This window comes from Chlorobiota bacterium, assembly GCA_016710285.1.
In the GTDB taxonomy this organism is placed as follows: domain Bacteria; phylum Bacteroidota; class Ignavibacteria; order OLB7; family OLB7; genus OLB7.
In genome coordinates this window covers 2856809-2880607 of record JADJXR010000001.1, presented here as the reverse complement: position 1 = coordinate 2880607, position 23799 = coordinate 2856809, and the positions used below count along the sequence as shown (strand labels likewise).

Here is a 23799-nt window from a genome sequence, read left to right as displayed (position 1 = left end):
ATTTTGAGTATTCAGGATGCAGCACTATCTTCGCGGCGATTTCCTGCTATTGAACTCCTCAAACAACAACCTACGAGGCTTACCAAATGACTGAACAGAAACGACTTTCCTTACTCCCACGGGTAGCAACGTTCTTACTGGGGACGCTCTGCGTGGCAAACATCGCCATTGCCCAGCAATCATCGCCAGTTGTTGACCCCAACGGGCACATGGGGGTGGGGACAACCGCACCGGATCAATCGGCAGCCCTTGACATCGTTTCAACAACTGGCGGGCTGCTGATTCCGCGAATGACCTCGGCCCAGCGCGATCAGATCCCGAACCCTGCAACGGGGTTGTTGGTGTTCAACACCACCACTGGCAATTTTGAGTACAACGATGGAACGCCGGGCACCCCAGTATGGGAAACGATTTTGAACACCAGCAACCTGGTGAACTTTGGGTGGTCCACTACTGGCAACCCGAACACCAACCCTTCCACCAACTTCCTTGGAACAAAGGATGACGTGGCGTTGGTGGTCCGCACCAACAACATCGAGCGGATGCGGGTGGATAACGATGGCGACGTTGGCGTTGGAACCACCGGCCCCAACGTTCGGATGGATGTTGATGGCGGGTTGGCAGTGCGCCCCTCATCGGAGGTCTCGGTAAGCGATGGCTCAACAATCACCGTCGGCAACCGCTCCTACATCCGCGCCCGCTCAACTACCGATTGGAATGCCACGGAAGTAAGCCTAAGCGATGGGGTGCAAGATGGGCAGATATTGGTGCTGCAAGTCAAGGGCGATTGCGACGATGGGTCCTGGCAAGGAGATCTGTCCGATGGCTTCAAACTCTCCGATGCTAACATCTTGGCCGGAATTTTCTCTGATCTACTTGATCTCCTCCCCGATGATGTAATCACGCTGATCTGGGATGCCGCAGCAGAGAAATGGGCTGTAATTAGTAGCGAAGACAGTTATAGCTGTGAAAGCGGTGGTAAGATCAAGCCGGAGAAAGAGGAGAAAGACTCGCCATCAACGACCTCACCAAAAATCCTCTACAACGGGCAATAACAACGCTGCGTACGTGCAAACGTCAGGGGCGGAACCGCGAAAGGTTCCGCCCCTATTTTTTTGATACTGGCGATAGGCTACAATGCCTCATCAATCCCAAAGTAGAACTCTAGTTTTTCCCCGATTCCGAAATCAAGCCGGATGTTGATCCGCTCCTTTGGGTCCAGCGAAAAACGGATGCCGGTCCCTGCCGAAGCACGAACGTCCCGCAGGCTGAAGGTTGCCAACGTTGGGGCAACCGCACCAACCCCGGCAAACCCCACCACGCCAAACCGCCACCAGACTGGCAAGCGATACTCCGCCTGCGCGGCCAGCATGTGGTTGTTCCGGTAGCGGCCTTCGTAGAAGCCCCTCATCCGATTTTCGCCCCCAAGCTGGGAGAGCATGTAGAACGGTGCGTTGCCGCTGGTGAACTCACCATACGCCTGGGCAGCCACCACGTGGCCATCGAACAATGGCCAATAGCGGCGTGCATCCAGCGTGTATTTTCCGAATCCGAAATCGCTTCCCAACGTGCCATCGTACCCCATTGCCGTCAGCCGCACGTAGGTTCCGCGCATGGTGCTGAAGGTGTAGTCGCGGTCGTCAATTCCGGCAATCACTCCGGCACCGCTCACCAGACCGCCGCCGCTTCCGGTGAACAAGCCTTGCTCTAAAAACCCGCCAGAATCCACCGCAAGGAATTTGTCGTGGCGGGCCTCGTAGCGGACCGCAAGCATCAAGTGGTCCCAGTATCGGGTGATTGCCGCCGAACAGCGAAGCGTCCGCGGTTCGTAGAGTTCCTCATCCTCCTTCCGCGTAGCATTCCCCACCCCGTAGAAGTAGGTGGGATATTGCAGATAACCCAAGCTCCCCTTCAAACTCCATCTTCCCTGATCCCAATAAATTTCCGGGTAGCAGATGATGGAAAGCTGCTTGTTTTGGGTGTAGATTCCGCCGCCGCTGATTTCATCAGCGCGTGAGTCCAACGGCGCATCCTCGGCGCGGGAATAGTAGATCACGGCCCCCCCGCCGGCCCAACGGGTCTCCGGCGTGTAGGCGATAAAAGGAAGAATGGCCAAGCCGCTGCGGTCGCGGGTCGCACTGTCGGCAGTGCCGGCGGAGGTGCTATCGGCGGCGGCTGTGGAGTCTTGGGCCTGCGTGGAAAGGAGCGGAAGTAGAAGAAAGAGGCAGGGAAGGAAGGCGTGTGTGAAGTATTGCATGGGTAAAAATCGTGTAAGTTTCTCACATACGGAAAGATAGCTGCCAGCGGTTTACTATCTTCGGCCCGATTGCTTATTGGTTATTGCCAATTTCTCCGTTTGGTCTTGTTGGTAGCCTTCTCTGTACCTCCCTTCTGCTCCGCATGACACATCACGAGCTTCTTCGCAGAATTACGGTTAGCACGCCAGGCGATCCCGGCAGTGCGCTGATTCGTGGGACCTCCATCGCCGTGATCGAGGTGCTGGGAAGGTTTGCCACGGGGGAAAGCACCGAAGAACTGCTACGCCGCTACCCCCAACTGGTCGAGGAGGACCTGCACGCCTGCGCCGCGTATGCCACCGAGATAGCGTTGCTATCGGCCGCGCCGCCAACTGAGGAATCGGCCTACATCCCACCAACCGGAACACGCCTGCGGCTGATTGCCGAGGCACTCCGGTTTGTTCGCGGGGTGATTGCTGCCGACGGAGGAAGCCCGCTGGAGGGGGTGATGCGGATTGCGCTGATCGGGTCCCTGGCAACGGCAAAACCGGACCCGGGGGACATTGATCTGCTGATCACCGTGGCAAGCGGGATGGAGCTTGCGCCGCTGGCTTCGCGGGCGCGGCGGCTTCACGAAGCTGCCGAAACCGTGCACCGCGGGGCGGACCTGTTTTTAACCGATGAGGAGGGACAGTATATCGGGCGGATCTGCCGCCAGATTGATTGCGGCCACGGCGTACGGATCAACTGCCGCGCGCTTCATTGCGGCCGCCGCCCGTTTCTGTACGACGACTTGCACCTGGTCAGGCTATCGGCCCGCCTGATTACGGAGCCACCAATTATCCTGTGGCCGAACTTGATTGTGCGCGTCCCGGTGCCGAACGACCTTCAGGCGGGATTGATTGCACCACTTCAACAATTGCTTGGAAACTGGAAATGACCCAACAAGAATGGCTTGAACATCTGCGCGACGGAAGCGGTCCGCTTGCCCCCGACGCAATCGCCAACATCACCCCGAACCCAGACCTGTTGCAGGTGGTTCAACGGCTTATCCAATCCCCCTGGCCCGATGACCCCGAGATGCCACCCCAGGAAGCACTGCTGCCGATTGCCGCAGCCTTTACCATTGGCCTTACCGGCGACACCGTTGCCCCAAAATTGCTAACGTCCGCGCTGCGCCGCGCCTACATCGAGGATTGGGATTGGATGGTTGAGGCCACGGCAACGGGGCTGAAGCATATCGGGCTTGCGGCCTTCCCCGTGATCCACGATGAAATGCTGGCGAACGAGCGCGGAACCGACCGCGAAGAGCCGCCCCCTTCCTACTACCAACGATTGGTCGAGGTGCTTGGCGCGCACGCCGAGAACCGCCCCGACGTTGCGGCCATTATCATGGCGATGCTTCGCCAACGGCTGGCCGACCCGCTGTTTAGCAATCAACGGCTGGAGCTGTGGCTGGCATCCTTGATGCCATTGCAACACCCCGATTTCCCCGAAACCATCCGCCAGTTTTTTGAACGAATGCCCCCGGAGTACACCTCCGAACTGATCGGCACGCTTCCGCAAGCACTGGAGCTTCATGACCGCTGGAGCGCGGTGAACAATCACCGCGAAAATATCCTGAGCCATTACCAATATCTGCGCGACCGGATTGACGAGGAGAACAACCCGCAACCCGCAGATCTATCGGCTGCCGAGCCGGAGAAGCCAGCCCCCAGCATGAGGGCAAAAGGGCCGCGCACGGTAATCCGCGCCGAAGCAAAAATTGGCCGGAACGACCTTTGCCCCTGCGGCAGCGGGAAGAAATACAAGAAATGCCACGGGATGAGCTAATGGCCCAAACAGGGCGCGGGAACGCGGCACACCGCATCAGCCGGAACAATCACACAACCTCAATCCTTCCATGCTTCTTCGCCTAACGTTGTTGCTGTTGGTTGTTGGCATTGCTCCGCTTTCGGCGCAACTTCTTCGAATTCCGTTTCTTGGCGCAAACCGCCCCGATGTTTCGTGGCACCAGTTCAGCACCGATCATTTTGTGGTGATCTACCATGATGGATTGGACAGCATTGCCCGCGAAGCCGCCAACGTTGCCGAAGCCGTCTATCCCGTGGTGACGGGGAATCTGAACACGCAGCTGAGCCACCGCGTCAAGCTCTACCTTTCGGACCTTGACGACGTGCAGAACGCCTTCGCCTTCGACGACGACCACATGTACATCTGGCTTCGCGGCATTCTGGATGACTTGGTGCTTGGGGGAATCCGTTCGTCGGGGCGGGCAAAGTGGTTCCGGGCGGTGATTACTCACGAGTTCACCCACATCGTGATTGCCCACGCCACAAAGGAGTGGACCGGTGCAATCTTTCCTTCGGCCAGCGTCCCCAGGTGGTTCAACGAAGGGACCGCACGGTTTATGGAGCCGGACGGATGGACCACAGACGTTGACCAAGTGCTTCGCGTGGCGGCGGTGAACGCACGGCTGGGATACGACGGCCTGGGAAGGCTTGACGGAGTGATGCTGTACGAGACCGGGCACTCCATCGTTCGCTACATGACGTGGCGGTTTGGCGACAGCACCCTTGCAAAGATTGTGAACGCCGGGCGCGGCGGCGGGCTTGGCCTTTACGACTTTGAGCTTGCCGTCAAACAGGCGACCGGGGAGAGCATGGGGGAAATCTACGCCGACTGGCGACGCACCCTGACGGTGATGTACAGTGCCCAATATGGCGTGCGCGAGGAAGCCGATGAGATCAGCCCGCCGCTGACGAAGCGGTTCGACTTCGTCACCGGGGTTCGCATCTCGCCCGATGGAAAGGAGGTGGCGATGATGGCCGCTTCCGGAGCCAGCACGCAACGGCTGTACGTACTCCCGAACAACGCGATAGCCTTGAGCGATACTGGCGGGCGGCCAGTGATCCTAAGCGATGAACCAGGATTCGACCCAGAGTTTTCTTGGAGCCCCGATGGCCAGCAGTTGGTGCTTTCCAAACAACGGTACGGGCGGCATGATGCATTGCTCCATGATCTGTATCTGCTTGATCGTTCAAGCCGGGGCCTGCGCCGGCTAACCACCAACGCTTCGTTGTTCGACCCCGCATGGTCCCCCGACGGCAGCACCATTGTTGCCGTGCAGAAACGGGCCGGGCGGGACCAGTTGGTGACGGTGGACCCAACAAGCGGGACGGTCCAACAGCTTGGGGCATTGCTTGGCGATGCGCAAGCCTACACGCCCAGCTGGTCCCCCGACGGAAAACGGATTGCCTTCAGCCTGTTCGATTCTTCGGGGCGGCGGGTGATTGCGGTTATCAACCGCGACGGAAGCGGGCTTGCGGTGCTTCCCAGCGATTCCGCTCGCGACCGCTATCCGGTGTGGTCCCCGGATGGTTCCCGAATCGCCATCACCACCCACTCCGGCGGCGTGCCGAACCTTCTAACAATGAAGCCCGACGGAAGCGACCGCCGCTACCTGACGGATATTGCCGGCGGAATCTACTCCGTGCAATGGGTCCCCGGCAGCGACTCCGTGCTGGCCATCAGCTTCGACACCCGCGACCGCATCCTTCCCCACCTGATCCCGGCTTCGCGCCAGATGACCCCAACGCCAGCGGCCCAAATCAAGGTGAAATATTCCGGCTGGCTGTTTGCACGGCTTCCGCGCCAAACCCCGCCAGCCGACAGCATCCCGATTGCACGAATTTTTGACGAAGGAAACTACAGCGCGCTGGCGCACATCACGCCGCTGGCCTACTCCCCTTTGTACGGAACCGACCGGAGCCACGATGGCCAGAAAGGTTCGCGCTGGGGATTGCTTGCGTTGCTGAACGACCCAATGGGAATCCACACAATCCAAGCGTTTGCCGATTATGGAACCGCATCGAATGAGTTTGGCGGGGCGGTGGGATACATCAACAACGCGCTGCCGTTCACGATCATGGTTGAAGGGGCGTATCAGCTTGGCTTTGCACGGATTGTTGGGGAAACACCCGCCTACCAACGGACAACCGCCGGCAGTGCCGCACTGCAATGGACACTCCGCCCGCCGAACTCACTCACCACCGTTCACCAGCTGAAAATCAACGGTGGATACCGAAAATTGGAACCGTGGAACAGCGGAGAATTTGCGCCGGGTGAGCTTGCACCCGCCGCTGCCGAATTGGTGGAGGCCGGGGCGGAGTACACGCTAACCTCACCGGAATTTTTCTTCACCGCCAACTTCCTCCGGTCCGAGCCAGCCATTGGGAGCAGCGTTCAATACAACCGCGTATCGAGCCTGACGGCGTGGAAGGTTCCGTTTGGCGATTGGAGCGATGCTTCACTGCTGTTCCGGATGGAAGGGGAAGCACACTGGGGAACGCAGTTGCCGCAGGAGTTTGTTGGCTTGGATAAATACGACCAGTTCCAACAAGGCTTCAATCTTTTTTCTCTTCACCCAAACCACCGCGTGCGTGGGGTGGAACGCTACGTTTACGGGGACCGCGTGGCCGTTGGCAGCGTTGGCTTGCTGCAACCGTTTGGGGGGGAATCAACGGGGCTATCCACCCTGCTGTTTGTTGAAGGCGGGGCCGCCTGGTTCAGCCAGCAAACGGAGCTGAAGGACGTTCCACTTCTGGGAAGCTACGGCGCGGAACTCCGGTTGCCGCTGATTGAGAACTACATTGCCACGTTCGGCATTGCCTTCGAGATGATTGAGAAACCACGGCGGGATTTGTATTTCCGGTTAGTGGTTGGGTTGTGATCGGTTGCTGGCGCAGGTTCCGCTGCTGTGGCATCTGGAATTGCATTCGGAATTGCATGTAAGGCCCCGCTTACTTGGCCAGAAATTGCCCCGCCATTGATCCATTTTCAATTGCTCATTCTTCCTACTTTTGCCCCATGGCTGAGATCACCTTTACGCTTGACCAACAGAAGGCCCACGACGCGCTGCGCCATCTTTCTATCACGGCAAATGCTGGCTCGGGAAAAACCCGCGTGCTGGTTAGCCGGTACTGCGACATCGTGGAGTACCTGGGGATACGCCCTGCCGAAATGGCGGCCATCACCTTCACCGAAAAAGCCGCCAGCGAGCTGCGAACCCGCATTGCCGAGGAGCTTGAAAAACGGCTGGGGGATGAATCCCACAAAGCCAACTGGGAGAAGCTGAAAAAGGCCCGCGAAGGCTTCACCTCCGCAATGGTTTCCACCATCCACGGCTTCTGCTCGCAACTGCTGCGGGAGTACCCGATCGAGACCGACACGCCGCCAAGTTTCCGGGTGATTAGCGGCTACGAACGCCGCGTGATCGAGAAAGAAGTGGTGGAGGAAGCAATCGAAACCGCGCTCTCCGGCCCAAGCGAGGACCCCCAGCAGATCACCGAATCGTACCGAACCGCACGCCGGATCAGTCGTGAGTTGCTGGAAGAGATCGTTGAGATGATGGTCAACAACCGCGAGCCGATCACCTTCAGCCTAACCAACGGCGTGCTGGCGTTGGGGAAACCGGAGACGTTGGAGCTGTGGGACACCACCATCAGGCAAGCCGTGGAGAGCACGTTGCGCACCCCAGAAGTGCTCAGCAAATTCCAGGACCTTATCAGTTTCATGCGGAACCCTGGCGAGGCGCAACACCTTCTTCAGGCACTGCGCGATGCGCAAACCCCACACGAAATTCTTCAGCAATTCAACGCGCTGAAGATTTTGCCCTTGACCAAAGATGGGACACCGCGAAGAACCGGGATCTTCCGGCTACCGCGCGAGGAGGTGGCGATGCTGAACCCACTTGCCGAGCCGATCCAACGCGCAGCCGAACGCGCAAAACCATTGCTGGAAATCGTCCCCGATCCCGCGCTTCACCAGGAGCTGCTTGACGACACACGGGTGATCTTGGACATCTTCTTTGCAGCAATCCACCTTTACGAGCAACGGAAATCCCACCAGAACGCTTTGGACTTCGAGGACCTTCAGCTGCGGTTGCTGTTTGCGTTGCAACAGCCGGATCCCAGCAGGGCGCTCCTAAGCCGATTCAAAGCAATCATGGTGGATGAATTCCAGGACACGAACGCGCTGCAATACGCCATTGTTCACCGCTTGCTTAGCCGGTTGCAATCGCTGGGAAGAATCTGCATTGTTGGCGATAAGAAGCAATCCATCTATGGCTTCCGCAATGCCGAGGTTGAGGTGTTCGACCACGCCGACCACGACATCACGGAACGGAACAGGGAGGAACAACGCGTGGGGCAGCCGTTGGAGTATCGCAAAAAAGAAATCCCCGAGACTTCCCAAGAAGAATCGCTTGGGATCATCCGGCTTGATGCCTCCTTCCGCCTGCTTCCCTCCAACTGCGCCTACGTCAACCTTGCTTGCAGCCCGGTGATGACCCCCGAGGGGTTGTTCAATTTTGGCGTTCCTTACGAGCCGCTTGTTTGCGCACGCCGCTCCACCGGAGCCGGAGGGGTGGAGGTGATACTGGCACGGGACAACAACGACAGCAACAACGACGACGAAGGGGAAAACAGCGGCCAGCACGAAGCGGAGCAAAAGATTGCGGAACAAACGATTGGCGACCCCAACGAAGCGGAAGCAACGGAGCCAACCGTTAGCGAGGCGGAACTGATTGCGCGCCGGATTCTTCAGTTGGTTGCCACGGGGGAGGAACAAGTGGTGTGGGAATCGCCCGCAGCGGGGGAACCGGAGCAACCACGCCCGGCACGATTTGGCGACATCGCAATCCTTTGCCGCAAGCGAAACAGTTTCCAGGAATTAGAGGATGCGTTCCGTGCCTACGGCATTCCCTTCCTCAACTTCGGCAGCTCGCGGTTCTACAGCTCGCAGGAGATTTACGACATCGTCAACTATCTATCGGTCCTGCTGAACGTCAACGACGATGTGGCGTTGTTGGGCCTGCTTCGATCCCCGTACTTCGGCGTGTCGGACGCGGAGCTGTACCGGATTGGCACAAGCCGTTCCGGGCGTTCGTTATGGGAGCGTGCGGCGCAGCGGGCCAAGCAGGAAGGGGCGCACGAAGCGGTCCGCCGCGCAATCCAAGCCATTGAAGAGGACCGCGCAATGGCGGGGCGTATCCCCCTTTCGCTGCTGATGCGAAGGGTGCTGGAGCGCACGGGCTGGCGCGGCGCGGTGATCGGGACCGAGCGGGGCGAGCAAGCAATGGCGAACATTGATAAGCTGATGGAGAATGCCCGCACGTTCGAGTCGCGCGGGTTCACCAACTTGTACGACTTCGTTGAGCAGATCCGCGAGCAAATTCAGGGCGATGAGGTGGAGTCCGAGGCCCCCATCAACACCGGGCGCGATGCCGTGCTGCTGATGACGATGCACGCATCGAAGGGCTTGGAGTTTCCGGTGGTCTTCCTTCCATCGCTTCACTCGCCGCCGCGCCGCGCCAACACAACCTTGTTCGACCGCGACCTCGGGTTCGGCTGGAATTGGAAGTTCAACCACGACGACCAGAAACCGGCCATTGCCTCGCTGATGAAGCTGCGTGCCACCGAACGCGAACGTGCCGAGGAAGCACGGCTGTTCTACGTTGCCACCACCCGCGCCCGGGACCTTCTGATCCTTTCCGGCAATGTTAAAACAACGAAGCGCGGGACGACGAAGCACGGGACGACGATGCTCGATTGGGGCCTGGCTCCGTTGGGCGATTTTCCCGCCGAGAACGGAACGGTTGAGGTCCCCTCGAAGCTCTGGTTTCTTAGCGAAGATGGCAGAACAAAAACGGAGAAGGATTGGAACCAGCAGGTGAAGGTCTGGTATCAGCTGCCGGAGCAACCGCGCCACGAAACGGAGGCGGGACCGGCGCAGATATTCCGCAGCGAGTTGGTGAACATCGGCGAACTTCCGGCGCGGGCCGAGGGGGACATCTATTCCGCCACGCAGTTCTTGGTCTATTCCCAATGCCCCACGAAGTATTACCTCAAATACCGGCTTGGGATTCCGGAGGATTTAACCGCAGCGTACGACCCAGAGTTCGACCCGAACACCCGCGACAGCGAGGACGGGACCACGTTTGCACGGCTGTTCCGCCGCGCCGCGCTTCGGGTTGATGAGATGCTTGCCGAAATGAGCGACGCATCCGAAGAAGAACCAAGCAACGCCCACGCCGCCGGCGATGAGTTCCTGCAAGCCATCTACGGCCAACAGATTGACTCGATAGCGGCGATGGTGGAAACGGAACCTTCCGCAGCCGCGCCCCAGGCCGAAGCCGACACGCGCGACGCGGTGGAGCGCGTTACCGACGACGTGTTGCTAACCGAGCCGCTCCCCACCGACCAAGCCGAGCGAATGCGCCAGCGGCTGATTGGGACCTTCCGGCGAATCTTGAACAGCCCGCAAGCCCAGCAAGCGATTGCGCCCGCCGGAAGCACCAGCTATGTGGAGCATGAGCTTCGGATTCCGTTCGAGAATGATTTTGTGTTGGGGGTGATGGACCGCTTGATTGTGGAGACCGATCAGGCGATCGCTGTGCTCCATTACAAGACCCGCAAGGTGGCCGCCAACGCGCTGAAAAGCACCGCCGATGAGTATCTGCCGCAGCTTCGGTTGTACGCCTACTTGGTCTCGCTACTGCGCCCCGAGCAGCGGACGTTCCGCTGCGTGATCCTGTTCACCGAGCATCCCGACGCGCCGCAGGAGTTCACCTTCAGCCGGTTCGATATGCACCGCGCCGAGGACGAGCTTCGGAGCGCATTCCGCGACATCCACGACCTTAGCTACACCTCGCGCAGCCGGCTCCCCTTACAAGCCCCGCACTGCCCCCATTGCCCGTACTGGATTGAGAAGGCTTGCTTGTTGGGGCGGGGGAACCAAGCAAACGGATAGCGGCGTGTTTGGGCAAGCCATTCCCCCTTGTTTTTGGAGGATTATTGGCTCCATGAATCGTTGGAATTGGGGCGTTTGGCGGTCCAGCTAAAAAAAAATGTGTTCCCAGGAAAATAATGCTTGCATCTTCCCCGAACTCGAAGTATTGTTGCACACGACACGCGCCGATGGGGTGACGGCGCGCTCGCCCAAGGGCTGATCTTTCGAGATCGGCCCTACTTTTTTTCCCCCTGCTTGTTCCCTGTTTTCGTCACTGTTTTTTGGTTATCCCTGCCGTTCGGCAATCCATGTGGTGTGCATATCGGTGTCGTCCTGGCGGAAGCGGCGGCCCATGGCGCGTTGCAGGCGGCGCGGGCGCAATCCGGCATCGGCCATCATCTGTTCAAGCTCCTGGCGCAGATACAGGCGCACCACTTCAGGCCCGTTGGCATAATAGACGGTTTCTTGATCGGGGGCAATCCAGGCTGGGTGGCTAATCATGACGCTCCGTTCCGGTTCCCAGCTGTTCTCCACCACGAATGTTCCTCCGGCAAGGGCATCGCTCCATGTTCCAAACGATTCGGCATTGTCGGCGGTGAACGTATCCAAGTAGAGTTTCCCCCCGGGCTTCAGCCAGCGGCTGATGTTGCGAAGAAGTTCGCCGTTCTGCTGGTGATTGCCGTAGCCAAAACTGGTGTTCAGCGAAAGAACCACGTCGAACATTGTTTGCGGCTGGAAGGTGAACATATCGGCGGCAACAAACTGCGCCACAACGCCACGCTCGGCAGCGGTGCGGGCGCAATGGATCACCAACGGTTCGGAGCGTTCCACCCCCACCGCACGCGCGCCCATCATTGCAAGCCGCATCACCACTTCGCCGCAGCCGGAGCCAAGGTCCAGCACGTCGGTCCCCGGCCCGATATCCAACTGGCGGGCCAGGCTGCGAGCCACGTTCTCCCAAGCAGGGCCTTCATCGGGATTGCCGTAATACTCACGCTGCAAAAAATCGCTCCACCAATTCCAATCTTTAATAACAGGGATTTGATCGGGAGGGAAAGTTCCGGTGCTGATGTTGTTCATGGCGCGAAAATACGGCGCGGCAGGTATTGCTTCGATGAAATGATGTTGCTACTTTCGTCCCCACGTTCGCACCATTCCCCTTCCATTCCGGCCACCGCCACGGCAGCGCGGCATAACCGCGTGCTCTTCGTTCCACATTCCATCTTCGTAATGCTATGGCTACTTGTCCACTGCTTCGTCGTTTTCTGGGGTGGCTGTTCTTGGTGCTGGGAATGGCGTTGTCCAACCACAACCTTGCCGCGCAAGAATTCAGCCTTGACGATTACCAGAGGTTCCTTAACCAACATGGGAATCTTACCGCCGATGAATTACGCACGCTGTACCCTTTGCCCGGGTTCCGAACCCGCACACACGTTGATTTTGGCAGCGCACTCTATGCCGACAGCATTGACCGCCGGTATCGGCTGACTTCGCACGAACGCTCGCTGCTGCGGGAGCATAGTTTCATGGTGACCGAGCGGGTAACGTGGCCATCGTTTGCGGATGCGTACGTTGACATCTACAACCACGACCTTCCGGTATTCATCACCACCGATGCGTTGCTTCACCCGCTGCATATGTCCTACGATGCGATCTTGGTGGAGCTGGAGGAGAACGCGCTGATCCCTGCGTTGGAAGCAATCCTGACAGGGCTTCGCGCACAGCTTCCGGCAATGGCCGCCCGTTACGCTGCCGAACCCCGCATGACATCCATCCTCCATGACCTTGATCTGTACCTCACCGTTCCCACACGATTGCTGTTTGAATCAAGCCAGACTACCGAACCAGTGTTCCCAGAGAACACCCAGAGAGTGGAACTGATGATGGAGGAGGTACGGAAAGAAAATCTGACTTCGATACCGTTGTTCGGGAGTACCCCACGAACGATAGACTTCAGCCAGTTCACCGTGCGGGGGCATTACACCCTCAATGAGAAGTTAGGCAACTACTTCAAAGCGATGATGTGGCTGGGAAGAACCGAGATATACTTGGCATTGCCGGAAACTGCAGGAGTGACAGCCACACTTGCACAGCTACAACGGGAGCTGATTATTGCCACGCTGTTATCGGAAGGGATGAAGCAGGGGGATTTGATGCAGCAGTACTACAGGATTGATAGCACCATCCAATTGATGGTTGGGAAATCCGACAACGTCACCTTGCCGCAACTGCGGGCAACGTTGGCACAGGTGGGGGTGACACGTGCCGACCAATTGCTGGACACCAACAAGGTTCGGCAGTTCCAAGACACCTTGCTCACCAATGCTTGGGCATATCAACGGATACTTTCGCAGGTGATAGCAGGAGACCCGAGTGTCCCCGGGGGAGCAAAACCAGCATCCGCTTTCCTGCTGTTCGGCCAGCGATTTATCATTGACTCCTATATCACTGCCAACGTGGTTTATGATAAGGTCCCCGATCGGCTCCTCCCATCCAGTCTGGATGTCCTTTTTGCGATTGGGAACAATGGTGCCGCGCAATTCCTGGGAAACTTCCCCTACGCTCCGCAACTTGCTGCGCTCCGCTATTTGATTGATTCATACGACAGCACATCGTGGGGGGAATCCTTTTACAACAGCTGGCTGAACGCTATCCGCGCACTAAGCCCACCGGCCGACCGATCCAGGCTCCCTGAATTCATGCAAACTGCGGCTTGGTGGCAGCAAAAAATGAACACGCAACTGTCATCGTGGGCGCAACTGCGGCACGACAACTTACTCTACGCCAAACAGTCCTACACCGCCCAGAGTGGCTGCTCCTTCCCCGAAGCCTTTGTTGAACCGATCCCTGAGTTCTACCAACGGCTTGCTACGTTTGCCGAACAAGCCTTCGATAAGGTGCAGCATTTGCCCTTCTCGAATCAATCACAACGGGTAGGCGTTGAACGCTATTTCAGCTCGCTGGCGAAGACCTCGCGCCAGCTTGCGACGATTGCACAGAAGGAGCTATCCAACGATACGCTTACCACCGAGGAGAAGAAGTTCCTGACCTCTATGATTCAATCATACAAAGGGGGTGCTGGTTGTGACACGCCGATCCGCGAGGAGGACAAAGTGACCCTCTACTATGGCTGGTACTTTGACCTTTTTTACCAATCGAGCAATTCGAGCAATAAGGCGTGGAAGGAGGATATGGTGGTGGCGGATATTCATACCGATCCAAATTCTACGTCGGTGCTGCACATCGGCACCGGGCCGATCAACATGATGGTTGCCACCTGCACCCTTCCCGACGGGCGTAACGTTGCCTATACCGGACCGGTGATGAGCTACTACGAGAACATCACCACGGAATTCAAGCGGCTAACCGATGAGGAGTGGAAGGATGAACACAAGCGATCGGCACGGCCATCGTGGGTCAACCTGTACTTGGCCAACACAATGGGGGAGGCGCGGGGTAACGCTCCATCGCTACTAACGGGGGTAAACGATCCGCCCCCAACAACAGGAAGCGACCAGAATGAGCTTCGGCTTTCGGCGAATATTCCGAACCCCTTTACCACCAGCACCAGCATTGGATTTACCGTGCCCCCTTCGGCATCTGGTGCCACCGCTACGGTGCGGGTGTTCGACATCAACGGGTCCCCTGTCCGGCAACTGATGCAGCAAGCCCTGGCCAGCGGCAACTACCGCTTGCAATGGGACGGAACCCGCAACGATGGAACCGCCGCGCCAGCCGGAACCTACTTGTGCCAGATTGAAGTTGGGGGATATGTGGGAAGCATCAAGATGACGCGATTGGCTCCGTAGCCAACAACCTAAAAAACACCGTGGGTCCGCAGCGGAATGCTCTGCGGACCCACGATGGTTCTTGCTCCATTGGAATCAAAGCGAACTTACTCCAACAACCGCCGGACAATCTCCTGCGGGGTGACGTTGTCGGCTTCGGCGTTGAAGTTGGTGACGATTCGGTGGCGCAACACCGGCAAGGCCACGGCGCGAACGTCCTCAATTTCCGGGGTGAAACGGCCTTGCAGCACGGCGCGGGTTTTGGCACCCAGAATCAGATATTGCGACGCACGCGGACCGGCCCCGTAGCTTAAAAAGTCGGCGATGAACTTCGGCACAGTCCCCGATTTCGGGCGCGTGTTTGCCACCAGCCGGACGGCGTACTCCACCACATTATCGGCCACCGGAACGCGGCGGATCAGCTCCTGCGCCGCCAGAATCTCACCCCCACCCAGCACCTTCTGCAACGCAATGCTTCCACCAGCTGTTGTCTGCTTAACGATCTGCACCTCCTCGGCAAAGGAAGGGTAATCCAGCCAGACGTTAAACATGAAGCGGTCCAGCTGCGCTTCCGGCAATGGGTAGGTTCCCTCCTGCTCAATCGGGTTTTGCGTGGCCAGCACAAAGAACGGTTCCGGCAACGGATACGTCCGCCCGGCGGCTGTAACGTGGTGCTCCTGCATGGATTCCAGCAACGCGGCCTGCGTTTTTGGCGGGGTGCGGTTGATCTCGTCGGCAAGGACAATGTTGGCAAAAATCGGCCCCTTCACGAACCGGAAAACTTTCTCGCCGGTGGAGCGATCCTCCTCGATAATCTCCGTCCCGGTGATGTCCGAAGGCATCAGATCGGGGGTGAATTGGACGCGATTGAAGGAAAGGTCAAGCACCTGGGAAAGGGTCCGGATCAGCAAGGTTTTTGCCAGCCCAGGAACCCCCACCAGCAAGCAGTGGCCACGCGCCAGCAGCGCAATCAGCAGCTGTTCCACAACGGCATCTTGCCCAACAATCACGCGACCAATCTGGCCACGAATGCGCTGGTACGATTCTTGGAGATTTTTAACGGCTTCTACGTCGGTCATGGGGATGGTTGGTTGTCAAGTGTGTGTGTGTGGTTGGTTGGACGGCGCAAAGGGGTTGTTGGGCGTTGGCGGCGCATCACTCCAGATACCAGGCTTTTTGCTGCCGGAAACTTTCGCCGGTGACGTGCAGGACTTTCATCATGCTTCGGGTGCGGTCGTCGTAGCGGACGCGGTTTGCGGGGGAGTCGCCCACCATCATCTCCTTCAACATCTCCTCGTATGGCTTATTGCTGGTGACGAACACCCGCCCGCCACGCTCGTGGGCGTTCAGCATCACGCTTTTGAAAAGCCGCGAAGCCATGCCGAACCCGCTGTTCAGATCATCAATAATCCACACCTGCCCCGGGCGAAGGTCCAGGCTTTGATTGAAGGTGTAGCGGTCCGCCGGTTGGAAATTCGGCTGCAAGCCACGGAGCATGAACTGCTTGCTGATCCCAACGGCAATATGCGATTTACCGATCCCCGCTTCGCCATGCATGTACAGCCCCGCCCCCATGCTGTCGTCGTTTAGCTCCACCAGCTTGTTGGCAAAATGGAGCATCTCCCGCTGGGAATCGTTGTTGGGGTGATAGTTGTCCAGCCGGGAGCAGAGGTTTTCCAGCGGGATAAAAGGGTTCAGGTCGTAGAACAGAAGGTCGTTCCGAAGGTTGGTGACATCCTGGGGCGAAAGCTGGCCAACAAAAAAATTGGTTTGATGGAGGCCGCTGGCTCCGTCCACTTCCAACAACGGGAAGCATCCCTTCAGCCGTGCAATCACCGCCGGGGTGTATTCTGCGCGATAGAGATGAATCGAGAGGATGTTGTCCATTATCAGAAAATCGGTTGTCGAAACGTCAGAAATCCACCCAACCACCCCGATCGGATCGGGGTGGCTTCGCTTCAGCTTGCGCCATTTCCATCACTTCTTCCCTTCTCTTACTTCCCCCCCATCATGGTTTGCATCTTTTGCCGGATGGTCGCTGGGTTGTAGGTCTGGGCGGCGCGGTCCAGATTGGCAAACTCCCCAAGCTGATCCAACATGGCGATGGAGCGTTGCGCGTACTCCTTTGCTTTGCCTTGCTCGCCGGCGCGGCTGTACGCTTCGGCGATGTTCGCCGAAACCCAGTACGGCATTGCCAACGCCTCGGGATTAATCAGCGATTCCAGTTTGTTGAGGATTGCCACAGCTTCCTTCGGGTTGTTCTTGGTGTTCAGCTCGTCCAATGCCAAGCTGATGTACAGCTCCCAATATCCAGGGATCCACTGGCGGTGATCTTCCAAGAAGAAGGCATCCGGCGTGTTCATGTTCCGGAGCTTGAACCCGAAGTGCGGCGTTTGGTACGATTCATCATCCTTCAATGTCTGCATGGCGCATTGCTTGGTGATGGTCGGCTCGATTGCAAAGCCGTAGGTGCTGCTCGGCTTTTGGCGGACCGGCATCACCCGATAGGCCATTCCTTCGCGGCGCAGATATTCCTCCAGCCCGCCCCACGCATCTTGGTAGGTGGTGGCCGAGAAGTAGATGGGGCGTTCCCACTTGGCCTGGGTCAAGATTTCTTTCACCATGATCTGCTTGAATCCGGCATAAACCCTTCCTTCCTGCGTTGGCTGGCCAGACATCGTCCAGGTCATGGCTCCATCGGTAATGGTTGCCTTCGACAAGCTATCGGGCGGAAGATACTGGGCGGCGGTTGGGCTGCTTATCCCCCACTTCACCACCGATGCCGGGACCGGAACGCTGGCTTGCGCCGGAACCTCGCGCGGGCCAAGCTCAGGGTGGGTTCCTTCTGGGTCCTTCATCATTTGCCCGGGCCAGCTTAGCTGGATTTTCTTTGCCCCCCACGGCTGCTCGTTTTGCATCTGCCACATATACCAATTGGTTTGGGCAAGCTCAAGGTTCACCACGCGAACGTCGCGGCGGACCCCGGCAACGTCTTGCAGGTACCAGAGCGGGAAGGTGTCGTTATCGCCGTTGGTGAACAGAATGGCATCCTTCTCGCAGCTTTGCAGCACGTTGTAGGAGAAGTCCCACGGGGTCCAATTGTGCGAGCGGTCGTGCAGTTTCCATCCGCCAACGCACATGTTGATTGGCACGGCAATGAAGCACAGGGCCAGCGCGCCGGCAACCATTCCGGTGTTTTCCGCACCGTCGTCGCTGGTGGATTGCGCCCCTTCGGCGCGGCGTTTGCGTGCGGCCTCGGCAATGGCCGAAGCACCCAATCCAATCCACATGGCAAAGACCATGAAGGAGCCAACGTAGAAGTAATCGCGCTCGCGGGGCTGCGGCTGCTGCTGGTTCTGCTGCAACGTTGCGATTGCCCCCTGGAACAAGAACACGGCAAGGAACACCATCGCCATTTTGGGGTCGCGGCGGAAATGGTAAACCAGCCCGAACATCCCCAGCAGCAACGGCAGCGCGTAGAACTGCACGGGGAATTTCGCGCCGGACCCCGCCGGCGTAATGAACGCAGCGCGGGTGGCATCGCTTACCCCGCTGAAGGCAAATCCGGCATCTTGCACATCGCTAACGCGGCCAACAAAATTCCAGAACAGATAGCGGAAGTACATGTGCCCAAGCTGCCACTTGAACATGTAGGTAAGCTCGCCCGCGGTGTTGATCTGGTCGAACTTGATGACTGCAGGGTTGTTGCTGTATTTCGGGTAATCGGGGTTCGGTTCGTAGCGGGGCGGGGTCCAAGGTTCGCCATACTCTGGCCAGTGGCGGCTGTAGTATCCGTCCGCCTCGATGCGGCGCGGCCAATCTGGACGCTGGCCGTACTGCTCGCGCCCCAAGTAGCTAACAAGCTCGGCAACGGTGTCCGGCTCGTTCTCATTCATTGGGGGATGGGCGTTGGCGCGAAGCAAAATTTGGACGTAGGTGGTGAAGCCCAAAAAGATCATCAGGAAGGAGAGCGCGGCAAGGAAGAACTGCGACTTCCGGTTTTTCAGGGACCACCACAGCAGCACGGCAATGCCAACCACCGCCAGCACCCCCAACACCTGCGCCGTTCCTCCATCAAGGGGAACCTTGAACAGGAGCAGGCTGACCTTCATATCCTGCCCGGCAATCATTTTGGGGATGTACTCAATCATCCCTTTGTAAATCACCACAAGGAAAGCGAAAGCCGTAATGGCCATCAACCCCAAGAACGAAAGGATGGAGAACTTGTAGTTGCGGAAGTAGATCACCATGGCAATGGCAGGGATCATCAGCAACGCCAGCAGGTGAACGCCAATGGCAAGCCCGCAGACGTACGCCATCAGAAGGATATACCGCTCGTGGCCCGGCTTGTCGTGCTTGCTGTCCCAAACCATCATCAGCCAGACCAGCAAGGCAATCAAGGTTGTCCCGCCGGCATACACCTCCGACTCGACGCTGTTGAACCACTGCGTGTCGCTCCACGTGAACGCCAATGTGCCAATCAAGCCTGCGCCGATGGTGCTTAGGTAGCTGGTGATTGGCGCGCCTTCGCGGTAGGGCCGCCAACGCTCCACCAGCTGGACAATCACCAGATAGACCAACGCTGCGGTGATCGAAGAACAGAACGCGCTGAACAGGTTCAGGCTCCATCCCGGGTCGCCCGGAACAATCAGTTGGAAGACACGCCCAACAATCAGCCACAGCGGCGCGCCCGGCGGGTGGGGAACCTGCTGCCACGTTGCCGCCGCCGAAAACTCGCCGCAGTCCCAAAACGGAACCGACGGCTGCAGGGTCATGGCATACGTGATGAACGTGACAAGGAATGCAACCCCAGCAAGGGCGCGGTTAATGGTACGGTAGTTCATTTCAGGAATCGGTTATCGAAAATTTGGGGTCGGTTGTTGGAGCCTGCGGCATTCCTTTATGCAGCCCCCGAATCTTCACAAGTTCGCGGAGCATTTTTAGGGAATCGTAGATTGGATGGAGTGTCGAGCGTTCGTCGTTGTGCCACTCCACGGGCATTTCTTTGATAAGGAACCCAAGCCGTCGTGCAAGAAAAAGGGCCTCGACATCGAAGCTGAAGCCATCAATCTTTGTGCGGCTGAAGATTTCTTTGGCGACGGTGTCGCGGAACCCCTTAAAACCGCACTGTGTGTCCTTGATTCCGGGGACCGCAAGCGCTTGCACCATCAAGTTGAAGATTTTCCCCATGGTCTCGCGGTACCAGGGCTGATGGACCTTCACCATGCTCCCCTTCAATGCGCGGCTGCCGATGACGATCTCGTACATCCCCAGCAGGACCATCATCCCCCCGGTTTCTTGGATTGGCGTTGAGAAATCGGCATCGCTGAAGATTCGGAACATCCCGTTGGCCTCCAGCATTCCGCGCCGCACGGCCGCGCCTTTCCCCATGTTGCGTGGCTGCACCAGCAACCGCAGCCGCTCCCCTTCATAGCGGCGAACGATGTCGGGGGTGCCATCGCTGGAGCCATCATCCACCACAAGGATTTCCCACGTGTAGGGCTGGCATTGGAAGTAATCAAGCGCTTGCTGCAACGATTTCTCGATGCGCGCCGATTCGTTGTATGCGGGAATAATAAAGGATAGCTCCATGAAGGGAAATAGTCCGCTGCGAATTCCGTGGCCGCTGCGTTAATTGGGGCAACGGTTCGGGCTGTGAGGGGGCGAAGATAAGAAGGAGCCGCCGTATTGCGGCCAACCAAAAACGTACTGGATCAATACCAATTGTTTGCTTCCCCCCCGCCCCGCACACGCCAGCAGCAACCGAACTGGCAATCATAAAAAAATAGGAGAGGGAGTTCCAATGGTGATGGAACCCCCTCTTGCTGTTTTGGGATTGTTGCTTGCGGGCCGCGCTACGGCTTCTTGCTGGTGTCGGCGGTTGCGCCGCCGGCTGGGGCAAGGGGCTTTCCGGTTAGTTCGGCCTGGAGCGCGCGCAAGGCTTCCTGGTTGCGCGACAGGTTCGGGTCGGTTGCGCCGTTGTATCCATCAATCAGCCGCTGGAGTTCGGCCAACGCGCCGGCGGTATCTTTTTTGGAAAGGAATTTCTCCACCTTCCATTGGTCAATCTGCGAGCGGATGGTCGCGGATTCCTGCGGGTACTGTTTCATCATCTCCTCAAGCTGGGCAATGGCTTGGTCATATTCCCCCATGGAGACTTGCAGCAGCATTCTGATCTGCTGTGGCGGGTAGTACTGCGTGGCGGGGTCGTTGCCGTAATCGCCTTTCATCGCGTCAATGGCATCAATCCCCATCTGAGCGTATTTCCGCGCCTTCTCAGGGCTTCCCGCCTGTTTATAGACGTTGGCAAGGTCCGACAGCATGAAGTACGGGACCTTGAAGCGTTCAAAGGAGATCAGCTCCCCCATTTTGTCCAGGGTTGCCACAGCGGCTTTCGGGTCCCGACGCTGGGTTAGCTCGTAGGTAGCAAGCGCCTGATAGAGCGGGATGATGTTGTAGATGACTGGGCGACGATGGTCATCCAAAAACATATTGTCGGGATTGTTCAGCCCGCGCAGTTTTATGCCGTAGTGCGGCTTGGTGTGATACTCGTCGTTGGGCAAGGGGTTCATCAGGTATTGCTTCATCACCTCGTAGTTCATCGAGGCACGCACGCCCCCTTGCTTCACCGGAAGCACGCGGTACGCCATTGCTTCGGGGCGCAAGTAGTCATCCAGCCCGGCCCAGCTGTCGGGTGGGTCGCTGGCGGCAAAGTAGATGGGGCGTTCCCACTTGTTGTTCTGGATGATGTCCGCCACAAGTTTATCCTGCGGGCGGATAAGGTATTGGTCCTTCCCAGCGGCGGGGCCACGCATCGTCCAGCTCATCGTCCCGCTTGCGGTTTCGGTTTTGCCGGTGAACTGGCTAAGCACGTTGGCGGGGACCGTTATCGAGACCGGTTTGCCCGGGGAGAACTCGGTCGAGAGGGCATCGCGTTTGCGGTCGGCCTCAAGTTCGTTAATCCGTAGGATGTCGTCGCCGTAGCTGATTGGCACTTTGTTGGCGTTCCAGGGGCGTTCGTTTTTCAGCTGCCACGTGTACCAGCGGGTGTTGGCAAGCGAAAGGTTAATCACCCGAATATCACGGCGCACGCCGGCAACGTCCTGCAAGTACCACACCGGGAAGGTGTCGTTGTCGCCGGCGGTGAACAGGATTGCATCCTTCTCGCAGCTTTGCAGGATGTTGTAAGCATAATCCCACGGGACCCAGTTGTGCGAGCGGTCGTGGAACTTCCAGCCGCCAACCGCCATGTTCAACGGCGCGGCAATGAAGCAGGCGGCAAGCGCAGCAATGGCAAGCCCGCCACCGGCCCCGGATTCCTCCGCTTCTTCTGCCTGGGCTCCATCCCCCTGTTTGCGGCGTGCCGCCAGCGAGGCCAGCCCCGTTGCCCCAATGCCAACCCACATGGCAAACACCATGAAGGAGCCAACGTAGAAGTAATCGCGTTCGCGGGGTTGGGGTTGTTGCTGGTTTTGCTGCAACGTGGCAATCACGCCAAGCAGAAGGAAGAGCGCGGTGAAGGTCAGCGCCATTTTCCAATCGCGCTTGTAATGGAAGTAGATGCCGAACAACCCAATCAGCAGCGGCAGCGCGTAGAACTTGACGGGGAACACATCGCTGTAGCCAGTGGCGTCAACAAACTGCCGCCGGATTTGGTCCTGGGTGACGCCGGGGTCGGAAATCCAGCTTGCATCGGTGACGTTGGTGAACACCCAATTGGCATCCTGGACATCGCTGGCGCGGCCAACAAAATTCCAGAGGAAGTAGCGCAGGTACATATGCCCAATCTGCCACTTGAACATGAAGTTCAACTCCGCCCCGGTGTTGACGCTTCCCGGAGCAAAGACAAAGGAGCCATCAGGATTCTGGTCCACGGGCGGTTCCCATGGGCCATACTTATCCTGGTAGCGGCGGAACTCTGGGTCCGGCTTGTATCGGCGCGGCCACGTGTTGGCGGTTCCATATTGCTCGCGCCCCAAGTAGCTAACAAGCTCGGCAACGGTGTCCGGCTCGTTCTCATTCATTGGGGCATGGGCGTTGGCGCGAAGCAGAATCTGGGTGTAGGTGGTGAAGCCAAGAATAATCATCACCAGCGAGGTTGCCGATAGGAAGATTTTTGGCTTATGAGCTTTCAAGGACCAGACGATCAGTCCTGCGATTGCCAGCAGCACCATGATCCCCAACGCCTGCGACATGGCCGCCGGAATGGTGATGCTGAAAAGCATCAATCCAATTTTCACATCGGTCCCTGCAATCATTTTCGGGAGGTACTCGATGATCCCCTTGTAGGCCAAGTAATTGAACGCCACCCCGGTAATTGCCACCATTGCCAAGAATGACCCCCAGCCAAAGCGGTAACTGCGGAAGTAGATCACCAACGCCACCGCCGGAATCACCAGCAACGCCAGCAAATGGATGCCGATAGCAAGGCCGCAGATGTAGGCAATCAGCAGCAAATAACGCTCGTGCCCGGGTTTGTCGTGCTTGCTGTCCCACACCATCATCAGCCACATCAGCAGGGCAATCAAGGTTGTTCCGCCGGCATAGACCTCCGATTCCACACTGTTGAACCACTGGGTATCGCTAAACGTGAAGGCCAGGGTCCCAATCAGCCCGCCGCCAAATGTTCCAACATAGCTGGCAATCCCTTCCCCCTCGCGGTATGGCTTCCAACGCTCGATTGCGCGAACAACAATCAGATAAACCAAACCGGCAGTAACTGCCGAGCAAAACGCGCTGAACAAATTCAGGCTCCATCCCGGATCCCCCGGCACAATCATCTGGAACACCCGGCCGATAATCAGCCAAAGGGGCGCGCCAGGGGGGTGGGGAACTTGCTGCCACGTTGCCGCAGCGGAAAACTCGCCGCAGTCCCAGAACGGGACCGAGGGTTGCAACGTCATCGCATAGGTAAGGAACGTCGCAAGAAACGCCACGCCGGCAAGGACGCGGTTGACTGTACGGTAAGAGCTCATGTCGAGAAT

The 23799-nt window shown here is 58.1% G+C and carries 12 protein-coding genes and 1 pseudogene; 6 read left to right on the top strand and 7 right to left on the bottom strand.

Going from position 1 to position 23799, the window contains the following annotated elements; all coding sequences use genetic code 11:
* Nucleotides 1–86 precede the first annotated feature (86 nt).
* The gene (locus tag IPM61_10525; GenBank protein MBK8911750.1) at nucleotides 87–1055 is read left to right on the top strand and encodes a hypothetical protein; all 969 of its coding nucleotides are present in this window, start codon (nucleotides 87–89) and stop codon (nucleotides 1053–1055) included.
* A 77-nt stretch (nucleotides 1056–1132) separates the two neighbouring features.
* Here the strand turns inward: IPM61_10525 and IPM61_10520 are convergent, their stop codons facing one another.
* The gene (locus IPM61_10520; protein MBK8911749.1) at nucleotides 1133–2257 is read right to left on the bottom strand and encodes a BamA/TamA family outer membrane protein; all 1125 of its coding nucleotides are present in this window, start codon (nucleotides 2255–2257) and stop codon (nucleotides 1133–1135) included.
* Nucleotides 2258–2400: 143 nt separating this feature from the next.
* On the opposite strand from IPM61_10520, the gene IPM61_10515 reads away from it, so the two are divergent.
* The 4 genes and pseudogenes from IPM61_10515 (at nucleotide 2401) to IPM61_10500 (ending at nucleotide 11048) form a co-directional block, all read left to right on the top strand.
* Entirely contained in the window at nucleotides 2401–3177 is a 777-nt protein-coding gene (locus IPM61_10515) for a DUF433 domain-containing protein (GenBank protein MBK8911748.1), read from the top strand.
* A 791-nt stretch (nucleotides 3178–3968) separates the two neighbouring features.
* Nucleotides 3969–4070, top strand: a pseudogene (locus IPM61_10510) (SEC-C domain-containing protein).
* Nucleotides 4071–4140: 70 nt separating this feature from the next.
* On the top strand, nucleotides 4141–6969 hold the full coding sequence (locus IPM61_10505; protein ID MBK8911747.1) for a PD40 domain-containing protein: 2829 nt from the start codon (nucleotides 4141–4143) through the stop codon (nucleotides 6967–6969).
* A gap of 137 nt (nucleotides 6970–7106) precedes the next feature.
* Nucleotides 7107–11048 carry a UvrD-helicase domain-containing protein gene (locus IPM61_10500; protein MBK8911746.1) on the top strand — a complete coding sequence of 1314 codons (3942 nt, stop codon included), beginning with the start codon at nucleotides 7107–7109 and terminating at the stop codon, nucleotides 11046–11048.
* A gap of 264 nt (nucleotides 11049–11312) precedes the next feature.
* Here the strand turns inward: IPM61_10500 and IPM61_10495 are convergent, their stop codons facing one another.
* The gene (locus tag IPM61_10495) at nucleotides 11313–12107 is read right to left on the bottom strand and encodes a methyltransferase domain-containing protein (GenBank protein MBK8911745.1); all 795 of its coding nucleotides are present in this window, start codon (nucleotides 12105–12107) and stop codon (nucleotides 11313–11315) included.
* A gap of 155 nt (nucleotides 12108–12262) precedes the next feature.
* On the opposite strand from IPM61_10495, the gene IPM61_10490 reads away from it, so the two are divergent.
* Nucleotides 12263–14836, top strand: a complete 2574-nt coding sequence (locus IPM61_10490; protein MBK8911744.1) for a DUF3160 domain-containing protein — start codon at nucleotides 12263–12265, stop codon at nucleotides 14834–14836.
* Nucleotides 14837–14922: 86 nt separating this feature from the next.
* Here the strand turns inward: IPM61_10490 and IPM61_10485 are convergent, their stop codons facing one another.
* From IPM61_10485 to IPM61_10465, 5 genes are all read right to left on the bottom strand, one after another.
* Nucleotides 14923–15894, bottom strand: a complete 972-nt coding sequence (locus IPM61_10485; GenBank protein MBK8911743.1) for a MoxR family ATPase — start codon at nucleotides 15892–15894, stop codon at nucleotides 14923–14925.
* Between the two features lie 76 nt (nucleotides 15895–15970).
* Nucleotides 15971–16702 carry an ATP-binding protein gene (locus tag IPM61_10480; protein MBK8911742.1) on the bottom strand — a complete coding sequence of 244 codons (732 nt, stop codon included), beginning with the start codon at nucleotides 16700–16702 and terminating at the stop codon, nucleotides 15971–15973.
* Nucleotides 16703–16809: 107 nt separating this feature from the next.
* On the bottom strand, nucleotides 16810–19659 hold the full coding sequence (locus IPM61_10475; protein MBK8911741.1) for a DUF2723 domain-containing protein: 2850 nt from the start codon (nucleotides 19657–19659) through the stop codon (nucleotides 16810–16812).
* Between the two features lies 1 nt (nucleotide 19660).
* Nucleotides 19661–20407: a glycosyltransferase family 2 protein gene (locus tag IPM61_10470; GenBank protein MBK8911740.1), complete on the bottom strand. Its 747-nt coding sequence runs from the start codon at nucleotides 20405–20407 to the stop codon at nucleotides 19661–19663.
* A gap of 263 nt (nucleotides 20408–20670) precedes the next feature.
* Nucleotides 20671–23790 carry a DUF2723 domain-containing protein gene (locus tag IPM61_10465; GenBank protein MBK8911739.1) on the bottom strand — a complete coding sequence of 1040 codons (3120 nt, stop codon included), beginning with the start codon at nucleotides 23788–23790 and terminating at the stop codon, nucleotides 20671–20673.
* Between the last annotated feature and the right edge of the window lie 9 nt (nucleotides 23791–23799).